A 15,680-nucleotide genomic window follows, 5' to 3' on the forward strand; every position below is an offset into this window, starting at 1 on the left:
GGTCACCAGCCACACCGCCACGGCGATCGCGCACCCGGCCAGGACGCGGGTGCGGCGCGTACGCCACCACGCCGCGGCACGGCCGCCGTCCACCAGCCACCCGCCACGGCGATCGCGCACCCGGCCAGGACGCGGGTGCGGCGCGTACGCCACCACGCCGCGCGAGCACGGCCGCCGTCCAACCCGGCCAGCGCGCGCAGCTTTCGCTCCGTGGTGCCACGCCGCCGTGCGTGCTCCGGGGTCGCCCAGCCAGCGAACGCGGCGATCGCTACGACCAGCCCGGCCATCGCGGCCGCCGCGCAGAGCGCGGCGATCCACTCCATCAGCGTGATACTCACAGGTTCGTCACCGTCTTCAACTCAGTGGTCCAGGTGCCGAACGGGTTGAGCAGCCATTCGCGCTGGAAGCCCACCCGGACCAGGTCGTCGATGCACGCGGGCATCTGCTGCGGCACGGCGCGTGGTTCGCGGCGCCCGCCTTCCTCCTTGGGCGCGAAGATGCGCTGCACGGACGGGCGGCCGCCTTCCCCGAGTCCGGTGATTTCCAGGACCTCGGCGACGAACCGGTGCCGCCTTCCGCCGATCTCGGTCTCATCCACCTGGCGCAGGTGGACGATGAACTGCACGGCCTCGGCGATGAGCCGGTAGGCCAGCTCCACGCTCATCCCGATCCCGGCCTCGAGGACCAGGGTGGCGACGCGTTCGATCGCGGCGCGGGCACTGCGGGCGTGGACGGTGCACATCGACCCGCCGTCGCCCTCGATCATGCCGTGCAGCATGGGCAGGACCTCCACGGAGCGGACCTCGCCGACCAGGATCCGGTGCAGCGACATGCGCTGCAGATGAGGGAAGAGGTCGGAGAGGGTGAGCTCGCCGAGCATCCGCCCCGTCGCGTCCTTCTCGCCGTTGCCCTCGCGGGCCTCGAACGCAACGACCTGAGGGCCGGGGCCGGGCAGCTGGTGCAGCCACAGCTCGTACTCCGACTCCAGGGTGCCGATCCGCTCACCGGGCTGGATTTCGCGGGACATCGACCGCAGCAGGCTGGTCTTGCCCGCGCCCTGCCCGCCGACGACGAACACGTTCTTCCGCGCCCGCACCAGCGCCTTGAGGAACTCCGCGAGGACGGTGTCGATGGAGCCCCAGGCCACCATCTGGTCCAGCCTGGTGTCCCGCAGGCGGTGCTTGCGGATCACGACCTGCGGCCGGGGCGTGACCAGGTAGCTGGCGGTGAGACGGGACCCGTCCTGAAGGCGCATGCGCAGCAGGGGACTGGCCGGCGACAGGGAGCGCTCCCCCTGGCCCTGGGTCCGGGCGAGCTGGTTGACCAGCTCCACCAGTTCGGCGTCGGAGGCGACGATCGGCGCCAGGCGGGCGACTGGCCGGTCCTGGTAGACCACCTCGACCGGGTCGCTGCCGTCGATGCGGATGTCCTCTGCGTCAGGGTCGTCCAGCAGCGGCTGAAGCCGGCCCGCGCGGAACAGGTCGTCGAACACCGCCCGCCGGATCACCTGCTCCTGCTCGGCGCTGAGCGGCGCTTTTTTCGCGCTGTAGTCGGTCGCCCACTTCGCGACCACCTCGACCACCAGCTGCCAGCCCAGCTGCTGCCGGTCGGCCTCGCTGACCTGGTCGTCGCGGACCCGGTCCGACAGCAGTCCGGCCACCTGGCCGCGCAGCTCGGCCAACTCCTCGAAGGAGACAGGCAAGACCCCCGCAGACGCCTGCTGTGCCGGGAGCGCAGCGGGCCCCGCCCCCGCGCCCGGCCCGCGGGACGGGGCCGGTGGCCGCGGCGCCTGCAAAGCGGCCTCGAACGAGGAGCGCAGCCCCGGGATCGACGTCGCCGCCGTCACGCCGTTCACTGTGGTGCGCGGCTGGGTGTCAGCCACCGAAGCCTCCCTGGTGCACCGGGGCGTAGCCGCCCACATGCAGCTGCGTCCGGCGCCGCGCGGCCAGCGCGGTGACCGGCTCCCAGGCGCTGCGGGCCTGCCGCAGCAGCACCGACTTCAGTGTCAGCCCGCGCCGGTCCGGCCCGTGCGCCAGCGCGCGGGCGGTGTCCGGGTCCCAGTCGAACTGGGCCAGCATCGGGACCTGGAGCCGGTGCGCGATCTCGGCCGCTGGAGGCTGCTTGTTCTCACTGACCAGTAGCAGGCCGAGCGCCTCGACTCCGGTGCCGCGCTCAGCGAGGTCACGCTTGAGGGCCGCGACGACCGGGGCCGCCGCCACCGCCGCCACCAGGGACTGGCGCAGCACCAGCAGCACCACATCCGCCCGCCGCAGCACCGCCGCCGGATACCGGGCGCTGGAGAGCTCCCCGGACTCGATCAGCACGCGTCCGGCGTCGACGACGATGTCGAAGCCGTTCTGTTCCAGCACCGGCCACGCCGGCACCAGGTGCTCCCACACCCCCGTCATCGCCGAGGCCTGCGCCGGATCGGTCAGCCCCGGCAGCAGCATCCTGTTCCCGACACTGGAGTCCAGCGACACCAACTGCTCCGCGAACTGGCTGCCCAGAGTCCCCGCCCGAGACGCGGTGGCGAGGCGGTGCAGCCCCACCGAGGCATCGACGTGGCCCTGCAGGAAACCGGCCCTCACCGAACTGCCCGCCGGGTCGAGTTCCGCCAGCACCGTCTTCCTGGGCGCGGCCAGCGCCATCGCGAGCGCGCTGACGGTCACCGCCCCCGAGCGGGCGGAGACCAGCGCGACGACCGTCATCCCGCCGACCCCGACTGCAACGTGATCGCCACCTGACCCAGAGCCGCCCACACCGCCAGCTGCGGCGCGTCCCCCGGGTTCACCGCCAGGTCCACCACACTGTTGCCGTTCGCATCCGGCGACCCGACCGACACCACGCTCGCCAGGATCGTCAGCGGCGCGGCGGGCGCCTTGCTATCGCCCTGCGCAGGGGTCTGGACGACCTGGACGGAACTGCCGGGCTCCAGCATCCCCGTCGGGAGCTGCCCCGGCTTGGCCAGCACCCCGACCACCGTCTTGCCCGCTGTCACGTCCGGCCCGGCGGCCACCGACCCGCGGGTGAGCAGCGAACCCTGGGCCAGGTCCGCCGTCGCGGTCTTCCCCAGCACCTGCGAAGCATCCTGCTGGGAGACCGGAGCCAGAGCGGGATCGGGCGCGACCTGCGCCACCGTCAGGTCCTGCGCCGTCAGCACCTGCCCCTTCGGCACCGCCCGAGCCAAGGCGAGGACCGGCACCCGGTCACCGGCCTGGTTCACCATCGCGTACGCGCCCAGCGCGCCCACCACGGCCAGCGCGGCGCCCGCGGCGGCCAGCATCGGCCGCCGCGCCCGGCGCGGCACGCTCGTGGTGATCGGTACCGGCCCCAGCCCCTGATCGGCCGGCTGGCGCGGCTTCGTCAAAGCCATCAGCGTCTTCCTGCTTCCTCATGCGCGTCGTCTAGTTGTTCAGGTCCCGCAGTTCACCGATGACCACCGACGACGCCGACTGGCGGGTCACCGTGATCTGACCCGTCTGGCCGGTCGTGGCCTGCCAGTTCACCACCCACGTTGCCGTCGCGTTGATCGCATACTGGCCATCCGGCATTGCCGCGGACGTCTGCGTGTAGGTGTGACCACACGGCGGCTGCGCACTGCCGAACGAGGCCTGATACGCCTCACCCGGCCCGGTGCAGGTCACCGACTGTCCGTCGCCCATGTCCCACACGATCTGCGTCACGCTCCCCGTCGCCGTGACCGTCACCGCTCCGGCAGAAGCGGACGCCGAATTCGGCCCCCACGTCGTCGCCGAGACGTTGTCCCACAGCCACACCGGCAGCCCAACCACGCCCTTCGACCCAGGCGGAGGAGCAATCCCGATCGCCGGCCCCAGCAGGCCCATCTTCGACACCGCCTGCTGTGCCAACGCCTGCACGTTCACGGCCCCGCCGAAGCCAGGAGGCGGGTTCTGGAACCACTGCGCGTTGCCGCCAGGCAGGCCCTTGCCGCTTATCAGCGGGCACTCGGCCGCGTAGATGGCTCCGTCACCTGGTTTGTGGCCCTGCCAGAGGGCGCTGCTGGCGTCCGGCTGGGGGCTCATCAACTTGTAGTAGCAGCCGTCTTGACCGTCGAACCAGCCGAACAGCTGGTTGTAGCAGGGGAACGACTGCCCGTGGAACGAGCACGAGGCGGAGCCGCCGCCTGAGCCGCCGCCTGAGCCCCCGCTGCCTCCGCCGACCGGTGATGGAGAGCTGCTGGCGGAAACGCTGCAGTTGCCGGCAAGGGGACCGCAGCTCACGCCGCCCCCGCCCCCACCGCCGTCCGCAGTAGCCCGGCTCGGGAGGAAGCAGACAGTCAGGGCAACGACCGCCGCTATTGCTGCGGCGACCCGCACCCTCAGCACGTCTTGTTCCGGTCGATCTTGGCGTCTGTGATTCGCCACTGGACATTGTCGAACGAAGCCGTGAACGTCCACGGGTGACGGAAGACGTTGTCCGTCAGCTTGGCAGGCTTCCCGGTCGACTTGTCGTAGGGGAGGAAGTTGGTGGTGTCGATGCAGTCGCTGATTGTCGCGCTGAAGGGCTCCTTCGCGAGGCTGATCGCAACGACCTCGGGAGAAAGCTTCGGGCGGCCACGCATCACGAGGTTCTGCGAGTTGTAGTACTGCAGCGTCTGCTCGATGTCGTAGAAGGCCGGGCCGAGCGCGTAGGTGTTCACCGGCAGACCGTCGAGGCTGCCGGTCGTGTACGCCTGCACCTGGATGTTCCAGAAGCCCTGGTAGGCCGTCAGGAGCTTCACCTTCGCTGTGTCCGTGGCGTTTGGCGACGGTGACGCGCTGGAGGGGGCCGGGGCGGCGCTGTCGGCGGAAGCCGTCGGCTTGGTTGAGCTGCCGCAGGAGGTCAGGAGCAGGCAGGAGGCTGCGACGGCGGCTGCGGCCAGACGTCGGGACCGACGGGTCCGTGTGGACGCGAAGGACCGTTCAGTGGTGCGCACGGTGGGAGTCCCCCTTGCTCTGCGTGGAACGATCTTGAACGGATCGTACTGGCTTTGAGCCATGGCTTGTTCTGAGTTGGTCAAGAGTCGCACGGTGCGAGTGCCCGTCAGCTCTTGTTGTGCAAGTCGATGGAGGCGCGTCGGGTTCCCCGGACTGGCGGAAATCACCCGGTAAGGTGACAAGCGCTGATGGCACATGACACCTCTTGCGCGCTTTCCATACCGCAGCGGAGCATCCGCCACACCTGAGTGATCCCGTCGACTGGCGACCACCAGAGCGCTGCTTCAACTCCCGCCTCCGCGACGGCATCGATTGCGGCTACGCCGATGGGCACGCTGTCGATCAGGCGCTGCACACGGGAGTCGGCGCCGGCTGCTTCCCGGAAGGCGTGCCTAACAGCGCCGAGCGCCGGTCCGGCCGGGACCGCGATGAGAAGGAGAGGCGCTCTGCCGAGCCACCGCCGCCACGGCGCCTTCGCCGAGTGATCGTGCTCCGCCGCGACCAGCCCGGCATACAGGCCGAGCCGCTCGGCGACGGCCGACTCCGCTTGCTCGGGCCACACATCGACCAGCGCCCTCACGGGTTCAAGCCCCCGCGGTCCGTTGGTGAACGTCTTCACCGCGGCCTTCGGGTGGATCTCTTGGCAGCGCCCGGCGTCGTCCCGTGAGCGCAGCCGCGGCTCGGACTCCCACTCGAACGGGGCGTCGCCGAACGCCGCCCGGTGGGCGCGGAGGAACGAGAGCGCTAGTGAGGTCACGGCCTCGGTCCGCGCGCCCCGGCCTGGGGCGGCTGCGGCGGTGATCGGAGTCCCCATGCCGATCTCGAAGGCGCCGGCGTCGCTGCGCGCGACGGCCAGGCCGTCGTCGGTGAGCAGCCACACGCCATCGAAGCGGGCCACGAGCTGCTGATCGTGCAGAGCCTGGAGCCGGTCGTCCAGGAGCTGCGGGCTCGTTGGCTGCTCTTTGCTCAGCAGGGCCAGCAGTTGGTCCGTGTCGGCCGCCTGGCGTCGCAGCAGCCCGGTGAGGATGCGGCTGGTGAGCTCGGGTGTCGTCATCGAACCGGCTCCCAAGCTCCGTCGCGCTGCTGTGCGAGTAGGACGGTTCCGGGTAGTCCGACTTCCAGATCCCCGGCAGGGGAGGTCCCGGCCCAGATCAGCGTCACCGCTGCCCGTCCCGCGCCTGTGGCGTGCGCGGCGGCGGCCTGGATACGGACGCCGCTGTAGCCGGAGGCTCCGGCGGCGGTGAAGTAGTGCGGCCACTGGGCCCGGCCCTCGCCGGTGACGTCGGCGAGCCAGACGGCGCGGCCGAGTTGGTCCAGGCGCTGCTCAACTGCGGGCGGAAGGTTGTGCGGGCTGTGAGCGTCGAGCATCGCCTGGACCAGATGGTCGCCACCGGGGCCGTCGTCCGGTGCCAGCGCGTTGCTCGGAAGGTCCGCGGCAGTGGCTTCCGCGGTGACCGGGCTGATTGTGGCTGCGGCCGCAGCGGCGGGAATGGGGGAGGCCGGAGTCTGGGTGACAGACGCGACGGGCGCGGGCGTCCTGGGGGTTGGAGTGGTGACGGCGACACTTCGTGGGTGCGGTGCGGTGCCGGGCCGCGTGGACAGGAGCAGGAGGCCGACGGCGGCCAGCGCTGCGCTGAGCGTGAGAATGTGCGAGGTCTTCAAAGGATTTGGGTCCCTCCGGCGTAGGTGGATGACTTGATGTCGACCGGCTGTTCGAGGACGCCCTCACCGGGTCGCGGTGCGGCGATCTGCATGCCACTGCCGGCGTATATGGCGACGTGGTAGATGGAGGCGTCGTCGCCGGGGATGTAGCCGTAGAAGATGAGGTCGCCCGGGCGCAGTGAGCCGAGTCCGGCTGAGGCGGGGATGCGGCGGCCGACTCCGGCCTGCTCGGCTGCGGTGCGAGGCAGGGTGATGCCGACCTGGGCGTAGGCGTAGAGGGTCAGGCCGGAGCAGTCGAAGCCGGTGATGCGGCTGCCGTCTTGGCCGCCGGGGGAGCAGCACTGTCCGCGGGTGGGGCCGGTCGCGTTGCCGCCGCCCCAGGAGTAGGGGACGCCGAACTGCGCCATGGCCGCGCGCAGCACGATCGCCGCTTTCCCAGACGCCGGGATCGTCGCGGTGACGGAGGCGAGGGCGTCGTACTGGGCGATCGCGGCCTCGACCTGCTGCACGTAGGCGTCGGAGTGGTTGTAGGTCAGCAGCGCAGCGGCGAGCTGGGCGGGTTGGGTGAGGTCGCGGCCGTTCCCGCACAGGTACGCCGCCGAGGTGAGAGCGGCGTCGAAGGCGTTGTTCGGATCCGGTGGCGTGCCGTTGCCGCGGGCGTTGACGCCGGTGGACAGCCAGGTGGCGGGCATGAACTGGAACAGGCCGACCGCGCGGGCGTAGTGGCTGCCCGCGTCCAGGCGCAGCTCCGCGGCCGTGGTGTTGACGACTGGGACGATGTTGCCGCCGGCGCCGGAACCGTCTAGCTGCGGCCCGTAGATGGGCGGGGTGATCTGGCCGTCCACGCTGATCTGGTGTCCGGCGGCCTGGATGGTCTCCACTTCCGCGACCCCGGCCAGGATCTCCCACCGCATGCCCTGGCAAGAGGGCATCAGGTCGTGCACCTTCTGGGCTGCCAGGGTGTAGGCCTGGCCGAGGACCGGGGGCAGACCGGCGACCCCGTCCGCCGACCCGCCCGTGGTCGTCGCCGAGCTGTCGGCGGCCAGGCCGAGCGGCAGCACCATCAGCGACAACCCGACCAGCGTCACGAAGCCGAGCAGCAGCAGCTTCTTCACGCCCCGTCACCGCCGCTTTCGCCGCGGGCTTCGCGCTGCGCGCGGCGCAGGGCGTGCAGGATCTCCGCCCGGGCCTGCTCCTCACCGCTCGCCGACCGGCTGTGGGAGCGGTCTGGCCGCACCGTGGCCGGGCCGGAGGCGGTGCCGTTGGCTCCCGTGCGCAGGACTGCCGAGGTGGCGGCGTTGACCGTGGCCCGCTTGGTGGCTTCGGCGGCGGGCCGGCCGTAGACGTCGGCGGCGACATGCAGCCGGGCACCGGTGTGCGCGGCAGCCTTCCCAGCGGCGCGGGCCGGGGTGGTCATGTCGTCCCAGCCGGGCTTCCACTCGCTGCGCCAGTAGTTGCTGTTCTCAAGCCTGTAGTGCTGGAGCTGGCCGCGGACCTCCCGACGGCCTGCGGCGATCTTGCGGCGGGCCCGGGTCCAGTTGGCCGGAGCCCCGACGGTGGCGCCCCAGGTCGCATTCCAAGCCAGACGGCTGCCGCCGAGGATGACGCGACCGCCGCGGGTCTGAATGAGGCGGTTGTGCAGCCGGGAGCCGGCCGGGAGCCCGCCCCCGAGGCCGGGCCTGATCCGGCGGGCCTCGAACTCCTCCGGCGTCAGCGCCCGCCCCTTCCAAGCGTGATGGACTCCCCGAACGGCGAAGACAGCCGGGGCCAGGCTGTGCGCGGCTTCGCGGCCGATGTCGCCGACCAGCCGGCCCGGGTGCATGGGTGCTCCGGGGATGTCGGCCAGGGCCCGGGCGCTGGACAGCAGGCGAGCGCGGCGGGCGAGATGGGCCTGGGCCGGGTTGCCCGCGGCGGCGAACAGGGCGTACCCCGACGACATGCCGCCGCCGATCGGTCCTGCGGCCAGCGCCCCGGCGATGACCTGGCCGGTGCGGGTCGCGTCGTCGCCGGACCCGGAGCCACCGATCCGCGCCCAGCGCATGCGGGTCGCCAGGCGGGAGCCGGCCGTGGAGGCGCCGGCCATGATGCGGCGGTGGAAGCCGAGCGCGACGACGGCGACCAGGTCGACGAAGAACATCTTCGTGATGAGGTCCTGACCGCCGCCGGCCAGCAGCGCGGAGCAGGTGAGCCCGAAGACGGGCAGGAAGATGCTCGCGGCGAACAGCACGAGGATGGAGGTGACGAAGCTGCCGACCCACCGCCACAGCACGCCGCGGTTGGGCCCGGGCAGGATCGCCCACACCAGCGCCGGGTAGTCCAGTGCGGCCAGCAGCGCGTCGGCGGCCTGCGCGGCGAACAGCGCGAGGACCATGGCGACGACCATGAGCAGCACGACCAAGGCGGCGAAGAGCAGCAGCATCGCGCCGAACACCCGGTCCCACGACGGCGGGCCGATGTAGGCGGCGATCGCGGGGTCGACGTCCTTGAACCGGTCGGCCAGGGCCTTGGCCTGGTCGCCGGTCGACGCGTCGGCCGGGGGCGCGGCCTGGCAGAAGTGCTTGGCCAGGCCGTAGAGCTTGTCGCAGTTCGCCCCGCCGGTGTTCGTGCTGCTCCCGCTGGAGCCCATCTGGCAGAGGATCTTGGTGGCGCCGGACAGCTGGTCGCAGTGGCCGGTGCCCTGAAGGCACCAGATCTTCGCGCCGCCGGACAGTCCGTCGCAGCTCGGTGGCGGGCTGGTGGTCTGCTGGCCGAGCTGGCAGGCCTGCGCCGGCATGCCGACCAGGCCCTCGCAGGCGTGCGGGTTCGCCGGGGTGCCGCCGCCGGTGGGGCCGCCGTTCATCGCGACCGAGGCGAGGTAGGTGTCGTACGCCTTGTCGCCCTTGGGGATCGGGCGGCCGAACTGGAGCAGCTGGTAGGGCTCGACGACGAACGTGGAGGTGAGGGTCTGCTCCAAGGGTCCGGAGATGCTCGCCGGATCCACCGTCTGCGGCGGGGCCGCGCCTTGGTTGGTGGTGATGGACGCGACCTCGAGGGAGGCCTGGCGGGCCTGGTCGAGCAGCCCGCCCGAGCCGAGGACGACGTCCGGGCGCAGCATCCCGGCTGAGGCGACGCCGACGATGAGCAGGGTCAGCGCCAGCTCGCCGAACGCGCGACCGGTGCGGCCGCGCAGGAACATCACCGAGCAGACCACCACGGCCCAGGCGAGGAGCATCCCGGGCAGGCCGAGCTGGTCGACGACCCAGCTGCGGTAGCCGTCGGCGAGGGCTTGGGACTTGGCGGCCATCATCTTGGTGACGGGGAAGCTATACGCCCAGTGGATCAGCCAGCACTCCAGGCCGACGACGATCCGCACCAGCGCGAAGCACATCCCCATCAAGTAGGACTGGGCCTCCTGCTGGAAATCCGTGACACCGCCCGGATCGGAGACCAGCTGGTAGTGGTCCAGCGGCACGCCCTCGCTCGAGGGGACGTTGAACGGCGCGAGCATCCCGCCGTTCGTGCCGCCGCCATCGGTCCCGGCCGCGGCTGCCGCCTGGGCGTTGACGAGGGTGAACGAGACGACGGTGGTGAGCAGGAGGCCCGCCTGCCGGATCCGCCACCACGTGGGGCGCTGGCCGCACAGGCGCCGCAGTAGACGCTGTGTCATCCCCGTGCTCCGCTCAGTTGCGCGAGCGCGAGCGCGGGCGCGGGCGATCCGCTGTCGCTTCGAGCTGGGGTTGTGTGGATCTTCGCTTCGATGCGCGGCACCGGGGGGATCTCGACCCGCAGCCGGCCGATCCGGCCGGCATTGTCGCGCAGCAGGCACTCGCCCTGCCGGTCCTCGACCTCTTCCTCCTGCCGGTCCTGGGCGCCGCCGGGGGACAGGCCGGTCACCGTGTCGAGCAGCTGCGGGTCCGAACCGTCCAGGCCGAGGAAGTCGAGTGAGCGGCGGGCCAGGGCAGGGTCGGTGTGCCGCATCACCACCTTGTAGCCGAGCAGCCCTCGGGTGGTCTCATCGCCGAGCTCGAGTGGGTCGTGCGAGCCCAGGCCGACGCCCGCCTTGTGCTTACGGCCGTCGTGGACGATCTCGTGGACCAGGTTCGCGCCCTCGGTGGAGGAGGTCAGCCAGTAGCACTCGTCGACGTTGATCCACCCGAACCGGTCGGGGCGCTTGAACGCCACCTCCCGCGCGACAGCCGCGACCAGGTACAGCACCGCGCGCCCGATCAGCGCCTCCAGCGGCTGCTGGGCCAGCAGTTTCGGATCGGCCAGCGCCTCCTTGGACGGCAGCAGCAGGCCGGAGGTGGTGAACACGACCATGTCGCCGGTGAGGTCCTGCCACCGCAGTGCCGGCAGCGCGGGGTCGAAGACCATCTGCCCGAAGCGGTCCTCTGCGACGATGGAGAGCATGTCCGCCAGCTGCGCGGCCTCCTGCGCGCGGCGACTCGCCTGGTCCTCTCCCGCGAGGGCGGCCAGGTAGTCGAGGACGGCGCGCATGCTCGGTGCGTCGGTGGCGGCGACGTGGTGGACCGCGTGCGACAGCAGGGCCCCGGCGGGGGACATGGCGCCGACGCCGAGCTGCAGGGTGAGGTAGCTGATCGCCCACCGCGCCCCGTCCGCGGCCGGGAACAACCGGAGCGGGTCGATGCTGACGGTCGCGGTCGCGGCGTCCACGATCTGCGCCCGACCGGAGGTGGCGGCCGTGGCGAAGGCGGCCCACTCGCGAAGCGGGGTGCGGTCAATCACGATGGTCTGCCCGCCGCGGTCCACCACCGCGATCGCGAGGGTCTTTTGCAGGATGCTCTTGCCCGATCCGAGCTCGCCCACCACACCCAAAGAGGCGGACCGGTTCCGGCTGGGGGCGCCGGCGAGGTCGATCAGCACGGGCAGCGCGGTGCCGCTGTCGAGGCTGAACCCGGCCAGCGCGCCGCGCTCGTCACCGAGCTCGACGCTGGTCGCCGCCCCGCGCAGCGCCCAGTCCCCGGACAGCTCGTGCTGGCGGAACTCCCGAAGGCGCGGGGAGGCCACCGCGCCGGGAAGGGACAGGGAGAACAGGGTCTCCTGGCTGCCGACCGGGCGCACGATCTGGTAGTTCAGGCCCGTGAACGCTCCGGCCAGGGTCCGGGCGCGCTGCTCGACCCCTGCCGGGGTGGTGGCCCACACCGTCAGCGCCGTCACCGACTGGACCTCGACCTCGCTGGTGGTCTGCTCCAGGCGGCTGCTCTCCTCGCCCAGGTCGCCGGCCGCGTTGTAGATGCTGTCCGGCAACCCCGAGGTCTCGGCCCCGTACTGGTCGGCCTGGTCCACCAACTCCCGCTTCTTGCGCCGAACCGAGATCTTCGCCTTCTCCGACGGCACCACCGCCAGGTCGATGACGTAGTCGACCGGGAACGGGCACACCTCCAACTGCGCCAGCACATCCGCCGACGCCGCCGCCGCGGCGGCGGGCTGCTCGGCGACCACCAGCTGCGCCTGGTAGGAGGTCCCGGCCTCGCTCTCCACCTCCAGCCAGCGCCGCGAGATCAACGATGTCCCGTCCGCGCGCCGAAGCCCCCGGGCCCGGCCCTTCCCGAGATCCCGGGAGGGGTTGTCGGTCGGGGCGGGACGGCCGCCCTCGGTGAGCCGGACCTGCCCCAGGTCCAGGTAGGAGGGGGAGCGCAGCGTCCCACCGATGATGCGGCCTGCGCCTGTCGGGGCGTGCTCGGCCTCCAGCAGCAGCGGCTCCGCGAGCCCCCGGCTGATCGCGTGCCGGCACATCCACACGATCTCCGCCGGGCGCGCGGGGCGCAGCGCGGGCCCGCAGGCGAGGGTCGCGGCCAGGTGGCGGGCCTGCTGCCGGTAGGCGGCGACCTCCTGCTCGGCCACCGGCACCGGGGCCAGGCCCAGCAGGTCGGCGACCTCCGTCCACGTCGCCGACAGCTGACCCGCCCAGGCGGCCTGCCGGGTGGGCGCCTTGAGCGGGATGGCCAGCCAGTGCGTGCGCCGGTACATCTCATCGCCTGCGAGTAGTGCGAAGCAGGCCTCCGCGGTCTCCTCCCAGGCCGGGTGCCGGTCCAGGTCGACACCGTCGACCATGCGCGCCACGACCTCGCCGGCGTCGATGCGCGCGGCCAGCCCGTACCAGCGCGGCGCACCGGCCAGCTGACGGACCATCGACGTCAGCCGGGAGGTCAGCTCCGCGCGGGCCCGCGCCGGGGCGTAGCGGCCGGTAGTCGCGTTGATCCGGAAGACGGCCCACGCGGTGCCGGAAGTCGACCACAGAAGGTTGTCGACGATGTGACGGATCGGAACACGCATCTCGGGTCAGGACCTCTCGGATGTCCGGGCGCCGGCCTGCTCCAAAAGCAGGTCCAGCGGCGAGCGGGGAACGGCGACCGCCTCCGTCGTGGTGGCTGCCGACGTCAGGCGCGGTCGGCCCGAGGGGCGCGGGCGCCTCACCTTGGGCCGGGCGGAGGGAAGCGGCCCCGTCGACGGTGTCCGGACTCGCAAACGGTGGTCCGACGGATCCCGGTCGGTCTGCCGCACCAGCGGGGCGTCGCTGGGTGCGGGCGGGGCGGCGGTTTCGGTGAGGAAGAAGCCGCCGTCCAGTCGACGTGGGGCCGGGACGCGGGCCGGGCGGCCCCCGATACGGCCACCCCGCGGTTGGACCAGCAGCAGGACCCAGCCCCACACCGCGGCCTCCGGCACCCGCCCGCCGATCCGCGCGCAGCGCGCCGCCCACACCGCGAACCCGAGCCCGACGAGCGGAAGCGGCCCGAAAAGCGGCCACCACAAGGGGATCGTCTTGCCCAGCACCAGCAGGCCGACGCCGGCGACCACGAGCTGCGCCCTGGTGTAGGGGCCCAGCCACAGCCGGATCTCGCCGAGCTTGCCCAGCACCCACGGATGGCGGCGCGCCCGGGTGTAGGAGCGCGCGACCGGGACTCCGACGGAGGCGGTACTCACCGGCGAACCTCAGCAGCCGTGCCGGGGAGGACCTGGAGGGGGTGGTGGAGCTGGGCCAGGCCGTGGGTGTCGGACTGGAGCTCGTTGGTGACGACCGATCCGAGGTTGTCCCGGTCGTTGTAGATGCCCAGGCAGACCACGGCGGCAAGAGCGACCCCGATGCCGGCCTTGATGCTGAACCTTTGGATGATTTTGACGACGATGACCAGGCCGACGATCGCCTCCAGGGCGGGCTTGGCCCAGCCGGCCAATACTCCGATCACGTTGTTGCCCAGGTTCTGCAAGGCGCCGGCCATGTACAGGTGCTCGATCACAGAGGACTCCGAGGGGTGAGAGGTGAGGAAGGCAGCGGAAGAAGGAGGGAGGGCGCGGGCTACTGAGCCGTTGCCGTGGGGCTGGCCGACCCGGCGGATGCGGAGGCAGACGTCACGGGAGCGACCTGCACGGACAGGGCGGGACCGGCTTCGAGGGCGGCGACCTCCCAGCGGCCGGCCCGGGCCCGCATCCGCAGCGCGTAGCCCAGCGGCCAGGCGGTCCCGTTCTGGTCGGTCGCCGTGACCTGCACCCAGACCTGGCACGTCGTGCCGTCCGCGGGCACCGGCGCGTCCATCCCCGGCTGGCCGACGGCGACCTGACCGACCTGCACCTGCCCGTATAGCGCCGAGGCCGGCGCGGGGACGCGGGCGCCGGGGGACAGCAGTGCCGTGACGTCGCCCTGTCCGGTCAGGTACGCCGTCATGAACGCGGAGACCGAGGAGGCCAGCGGCGTACCGGCGGCCGCGTCGGCCGGATACAGCGTCTGCGGGACCCCGGCCGGGGCAGGTGCTGCGACCGCGGCGGGCTGGGTGACCACCGCCAGCGACCCGACCCCTGCGGCCGACTGGTCCATCTCGACGGGGACGGCGAAGTACCGCATCGCGGCCTGCCCGCCGATGTCGGTCTCACATCCGACGACCACCGACCAGTAGCCGCTACGGAGCCTGGTGCTGCGCACGGACGCGCACTGCGCGACCGACATCGCAGAGCCAGTGCCCTGCGCGGTGCGCAGCTCGACGTTCGGCGCGAACCCTCGAAGCGCCGCGAGGTGCGCATCGTCGGCGCTGCTGTCGGTGCGCAGCCACAGCGAAACGAACAGCTGCGCAAACCCGGAGGGATCCTGCGCCGCGACGGGAGCGGCCGCGCTGGCGGCTGCCCGGGTCGAGGTGTGCGCGGGGACTCGCGTCGAGGCACAGGACGCGAACAGCGCGAGCGGGCCGGCGGCGAGGGCGGCCCACACGGCGGCACGGCGCGCCCGGCCCTGGCGCCAGGCGCGGCCGGAGTCGATGTCGTCGACGACGTCCTCAGGGAAGTCGTCGACCGGCTGGGCGGGGGAGCGGGACATCAGGAGTCTGCCTCCGGGGTTCGGTCGGGTTCTGTCCTGACCAAACCCCCGCAGGGTCACCGCTCCGGTAACCAGATCCACCCGGCGAGCATCACGAAACCGCAACGACGAGAAGGTAACCAGTAACCAGTCCCGCTCAGCCGGAAGGTAACCAGTCCTCTTCTGCGACGGTGGGCTGGCGGTGCGGCAGAGCCTCTGAACTGCACTGGATACCTTCCCGGTGACCCCTGGGCCCCTCGGGTAACCAGCGGATCCAGCAACTCCCGGCGGCCGACGGGCCGAAGCCCTCTACCAGAGGCCCGGGATTGGACCAAGACCCGGATCCGCCCACCCAGGCCCCCGCAACGCGGTCTCCACCGGCCGCAAGAACTGCCGCAGCCGCGGCCCGGCCGGATCGCCGGATCGGGGTGTTGGTGGAGCCTTCGTCAGCCGCAAGCATCCGCCGCGTCGGCACCCCGGGCGCAAGCAGAGCCCCGGTGCCGACGTGATCCAGCGTCAGCGACTCACGGAGGTAGTCCATGCCCAAGCGCAAGCACCCGCACCGCTCGCGCCGTCCGCATCACTCGCGCGGAAACGAGCCGACGCGCTCGCCGTGGATCGACCCCACGGACATGCGCGGGGCCGTCGCCGTGCGCATAGCCGTCGCCGTCGCCGTGAAGTGCGCGCGCACCGTCGCCGTGCACATCGAGCACTGGTGGTAGCAGCCGGCACTGCGCAGCACTGAGATGCGCACACGCACCACCGTGCGTAGTGGCGGCCGCGCTGCGAGCGCGGCC

14 protein-coding genes are annotated in these 15,680 nt (G+C 72.1%); 1 reads left to right on the top strand and 13 read right to left on the bottom strand.

What is annotated here, in order from left to right:
• Positions 1-334: 334 nt before the first annotated feature.
• The 13 genes from TR48_RS23545 to TR48_RS23610 form a co-directional block, all read right to left on the bottom strand.
• Positions 335-1,882, bottom strand: a complete 1,548-nt coding sequence (locus TR48_RS23545) for a TadA family conjugal transfer-associated ATPase (RefSeq protein ID WP_042370588.1) — start codon at positions 1,880-1,882, stop codon at positions 335-337.
• Positions 1,875-2,708, bottom strand: a complete 834-nt coding sequence (locus TR48_RS23550; RefSeq protein ID WP_042370590.1) for a hypothetical protein — start codon at positions 2,706-2,708, stop codon at positions 1,875-1,877. Before TR48_RS23550 ends, TR48_RS23545 begins: the two co-directional genes overlap by 8 nt.
• Entirely contained in the window at positions 2,705-3,373 is a 669-nt protein-coding gene (locus tag TR48_RS23555; protein ID WP_042370592.1) for an SAF domain-containing protein, read from the bottom strand. The genes TR48_RS23550 and TR48_RS23555 overlap by 4 nt, the downstream gene beginning before the upstream one ends.
• 31 nt (positions 3,374-3,404) lie before the next feature.
• Positions 3,405-4,043 (bottom strand): ATP/GTP-binding protein, encoded by a 639-nt coding sequence (locus TR48_RS23560; RefSeq protein ID WP_152628136.1) that lies wholly within the window; start codon positions 4,041-4,043, stop codon positions 3,405-3,407.
• Positions 4,044-4,339: 296 nt separating this feature from the next.
• On the bottom strand, positions 4,340-5,020 hold the full coding sequence (locus TR48_RS45720) for a hypothetical protein (protein WP_152628137.1): 681 nt from the start codon (positions 5,018-5,020) through the stop codon (positions 4,340-4,342).
• Between the two features lie 80 nt (positions 5,021-5,100).
• Positions 5,101-5,991 (bottom strand): hypothetical protein, encoded by an 891-nt coding sequence (locus TR48_RS23575; protein ID WP_042370598.1) that lies wholly within the window; start codon positions 5,989-5,991, stop codon positions 5,101-5,103.
• The gene (locus TR48_RS42220; RefSeq protein WP_152628138.1) at positions 5,988-6,305 is read right to left on the bottom strand and encodes a hypothetical protein; all 318 of its coding nucleotides are present in this window, start codon (positions 6,303-6,305) and stop codon (positions 5,988-5,990) included. The genes TR48_RS23575 and TR48_RS42220 overlap by 4 nt, the downstream gene beginning before the upstream one ends.
• 290 nt (positions 6,306-6,595) lie before the next feature.
• Positions 6,596-7,714, bottom strand: coding sequence for a C40 family peptidase (locus TR48_RS23585; protein WP_052442929.1), 1,119 nt, complete (start codon positions 7,712-7,714; stop codon positions 6,596-6,598).
• Complete coding sequence (locus TR48_RS23590; protein WP_042370600.1) at positions 7,711-10,245, bottom strand: hypothetical protein; 2,535 nt, start codon at positions 10,243-10,245, stop codon at positions 7,711-7,713. The genes TR48_RS23585 and TR48_RS23590 overlap by 4 nt, the downstream gene beginning before the upstream one ends.
• On the bottom strand, positions 10,242-12,875 hold the full coding sequence (locus tag TR48_RS23595; protein WP_042370602.1) for an ATP-binding protein: 2,634 nt from the start codon (positions 12,873-12,875) through the stop codon (positions 10,242-10,244). The genes TR48_RS23590 and TR48_RS23595 overlap by 4 nt, the downstream gene beginning before the upstream one ends.
• A gap of 6 nt (positions 12,876-12,881) precedes the next feature.
• Positions 12,882-13,523 (bottom strand): hypothetical protein, encoded by a 642-nt coding sequence (locus TR48_RS23600; protein WP_052442930.1) that lies wholly within the window; start codon positions 13,521-13,523, stop codon positions 12,882-12,884.
• The gene (locus tag TR48_RS23605; RefSeq protein ID WP_042370604.1) at positions 13,520-13,837 is read right to left on the bottom strand and encodes a hypothetical protein; all 318 of its coding nucleotides are present in this window, start codon (positions 13,835-13,837) and stop codon (positions 13,520-13,522) included. Before TR48_RS23605 ends, TR48_RS23600 begins: the two co-directional genes overlap by 4 nt.
• A gap of 59 nt (positions 13,838-13,896) precedes the next feature.
• On the bottom strand, positions 13,897-14,904 hold the full coding sequence (locus TR48_RS23610) for a conjugal transfer protein (protein WP_052442931.1): 1,008 nt from the start codon (positions 14,902-14,904) through the stop codon (positions 13,897-13,899).
• A 518-nt stretch (positions 14,905-15,422) separates the two neighbouring features.
• Here TR48_RS23610 and TR48_RS23615 point away from each other — a divergent pair.
• Positions 15,423-15,605, top strand: a complete 183-nt coding sequence (locus TR48_RS23615; RefSeq protein WP_042370606.1) for a hypothetical protein — start codon at positions 15,423-15,425, stop codon at positions 15,603-15,605.
• Positions 15,606-15,680 lie beyond the last annotated feature (75 nt).

The sequence above is a fragment of the Streptacidiphilus neutrinimicus genome (assembly GCF_000787815.1).
Taxonomy (GTDB): Bacteria; Actinomycetota; Actinomycetes; order Streptomycetales; family Streptomycetaceae; genus Streptacidiphilus; species Streptacidiphilus neutrinimicus.

Bases quoted from the DNA above. Each gene is read 5' to 3' on its own strand.
- TR48_RS23550 (WP_042370590.1), bottom strand. From the start codon at position 2,708: ATGACGGTCGTCGCGCTGGTCTCCGCCCGCTCGGGGGCGGTGACCGTC.
- TR48_RS23555 (WP_042370592.1), bottom strand. From the start codon at position 3,373: ATGGCTTTGACGAAGCCGCGCCAGCCGGCCGATCAGGGGCTGGGGCCG.
- TR48_RS23560 (WP_152628136.1), bottom strand. From the start codon at position 4,043: ATGAGCCCCCAGCCGGACGCCAGCAGCGCCCTCTGGCAGGGCCACAAA.
- TR48_RS23575 (WP_042370598.1), bottom strand. From the start codon at position 5,991: ATGACGACACCCGAGCTCACCAGCCGCATCCTCACCGGGCTGCTGCGA.
- TR48_RS42220 (WP_152628138.1), bottom strand. From the start codon at position 6,305: ATGCTCGACGCTCACAGCCCGCACAACCTTCCGCCCGCAGTTGAGCAG.
- TR48_RS23590 (WP_042370600.1), bottom strand. From the start codon at position 10,245: ATGACACAGCGTCTACTGCGGCGCCTGTGCGGCCAGCGCCCCACGTGG.
- TR48_RS23595 (WP_042370602.1), bottom strand. From the start codon at position 12,875: ATGCGTGTTCCGATCCGTCACATCGTCGACAACCTTCTGTGGTCGACT.
- TR48_RS23610 (WP_052442931.1), bottom strand. From the start codon at position 14,904: ATGTCCCGCTCCCCCGCCCAGCCGGTCGACGACTTCCCTGAGGACGTC.
- TR48_RS23615 (WP_042370606.1), top strand. From the start codon at position 15,423: ATGCCCAAGCGCAAGCACCCGCACCGCTCGCGCCGTCCGCATCACTCG.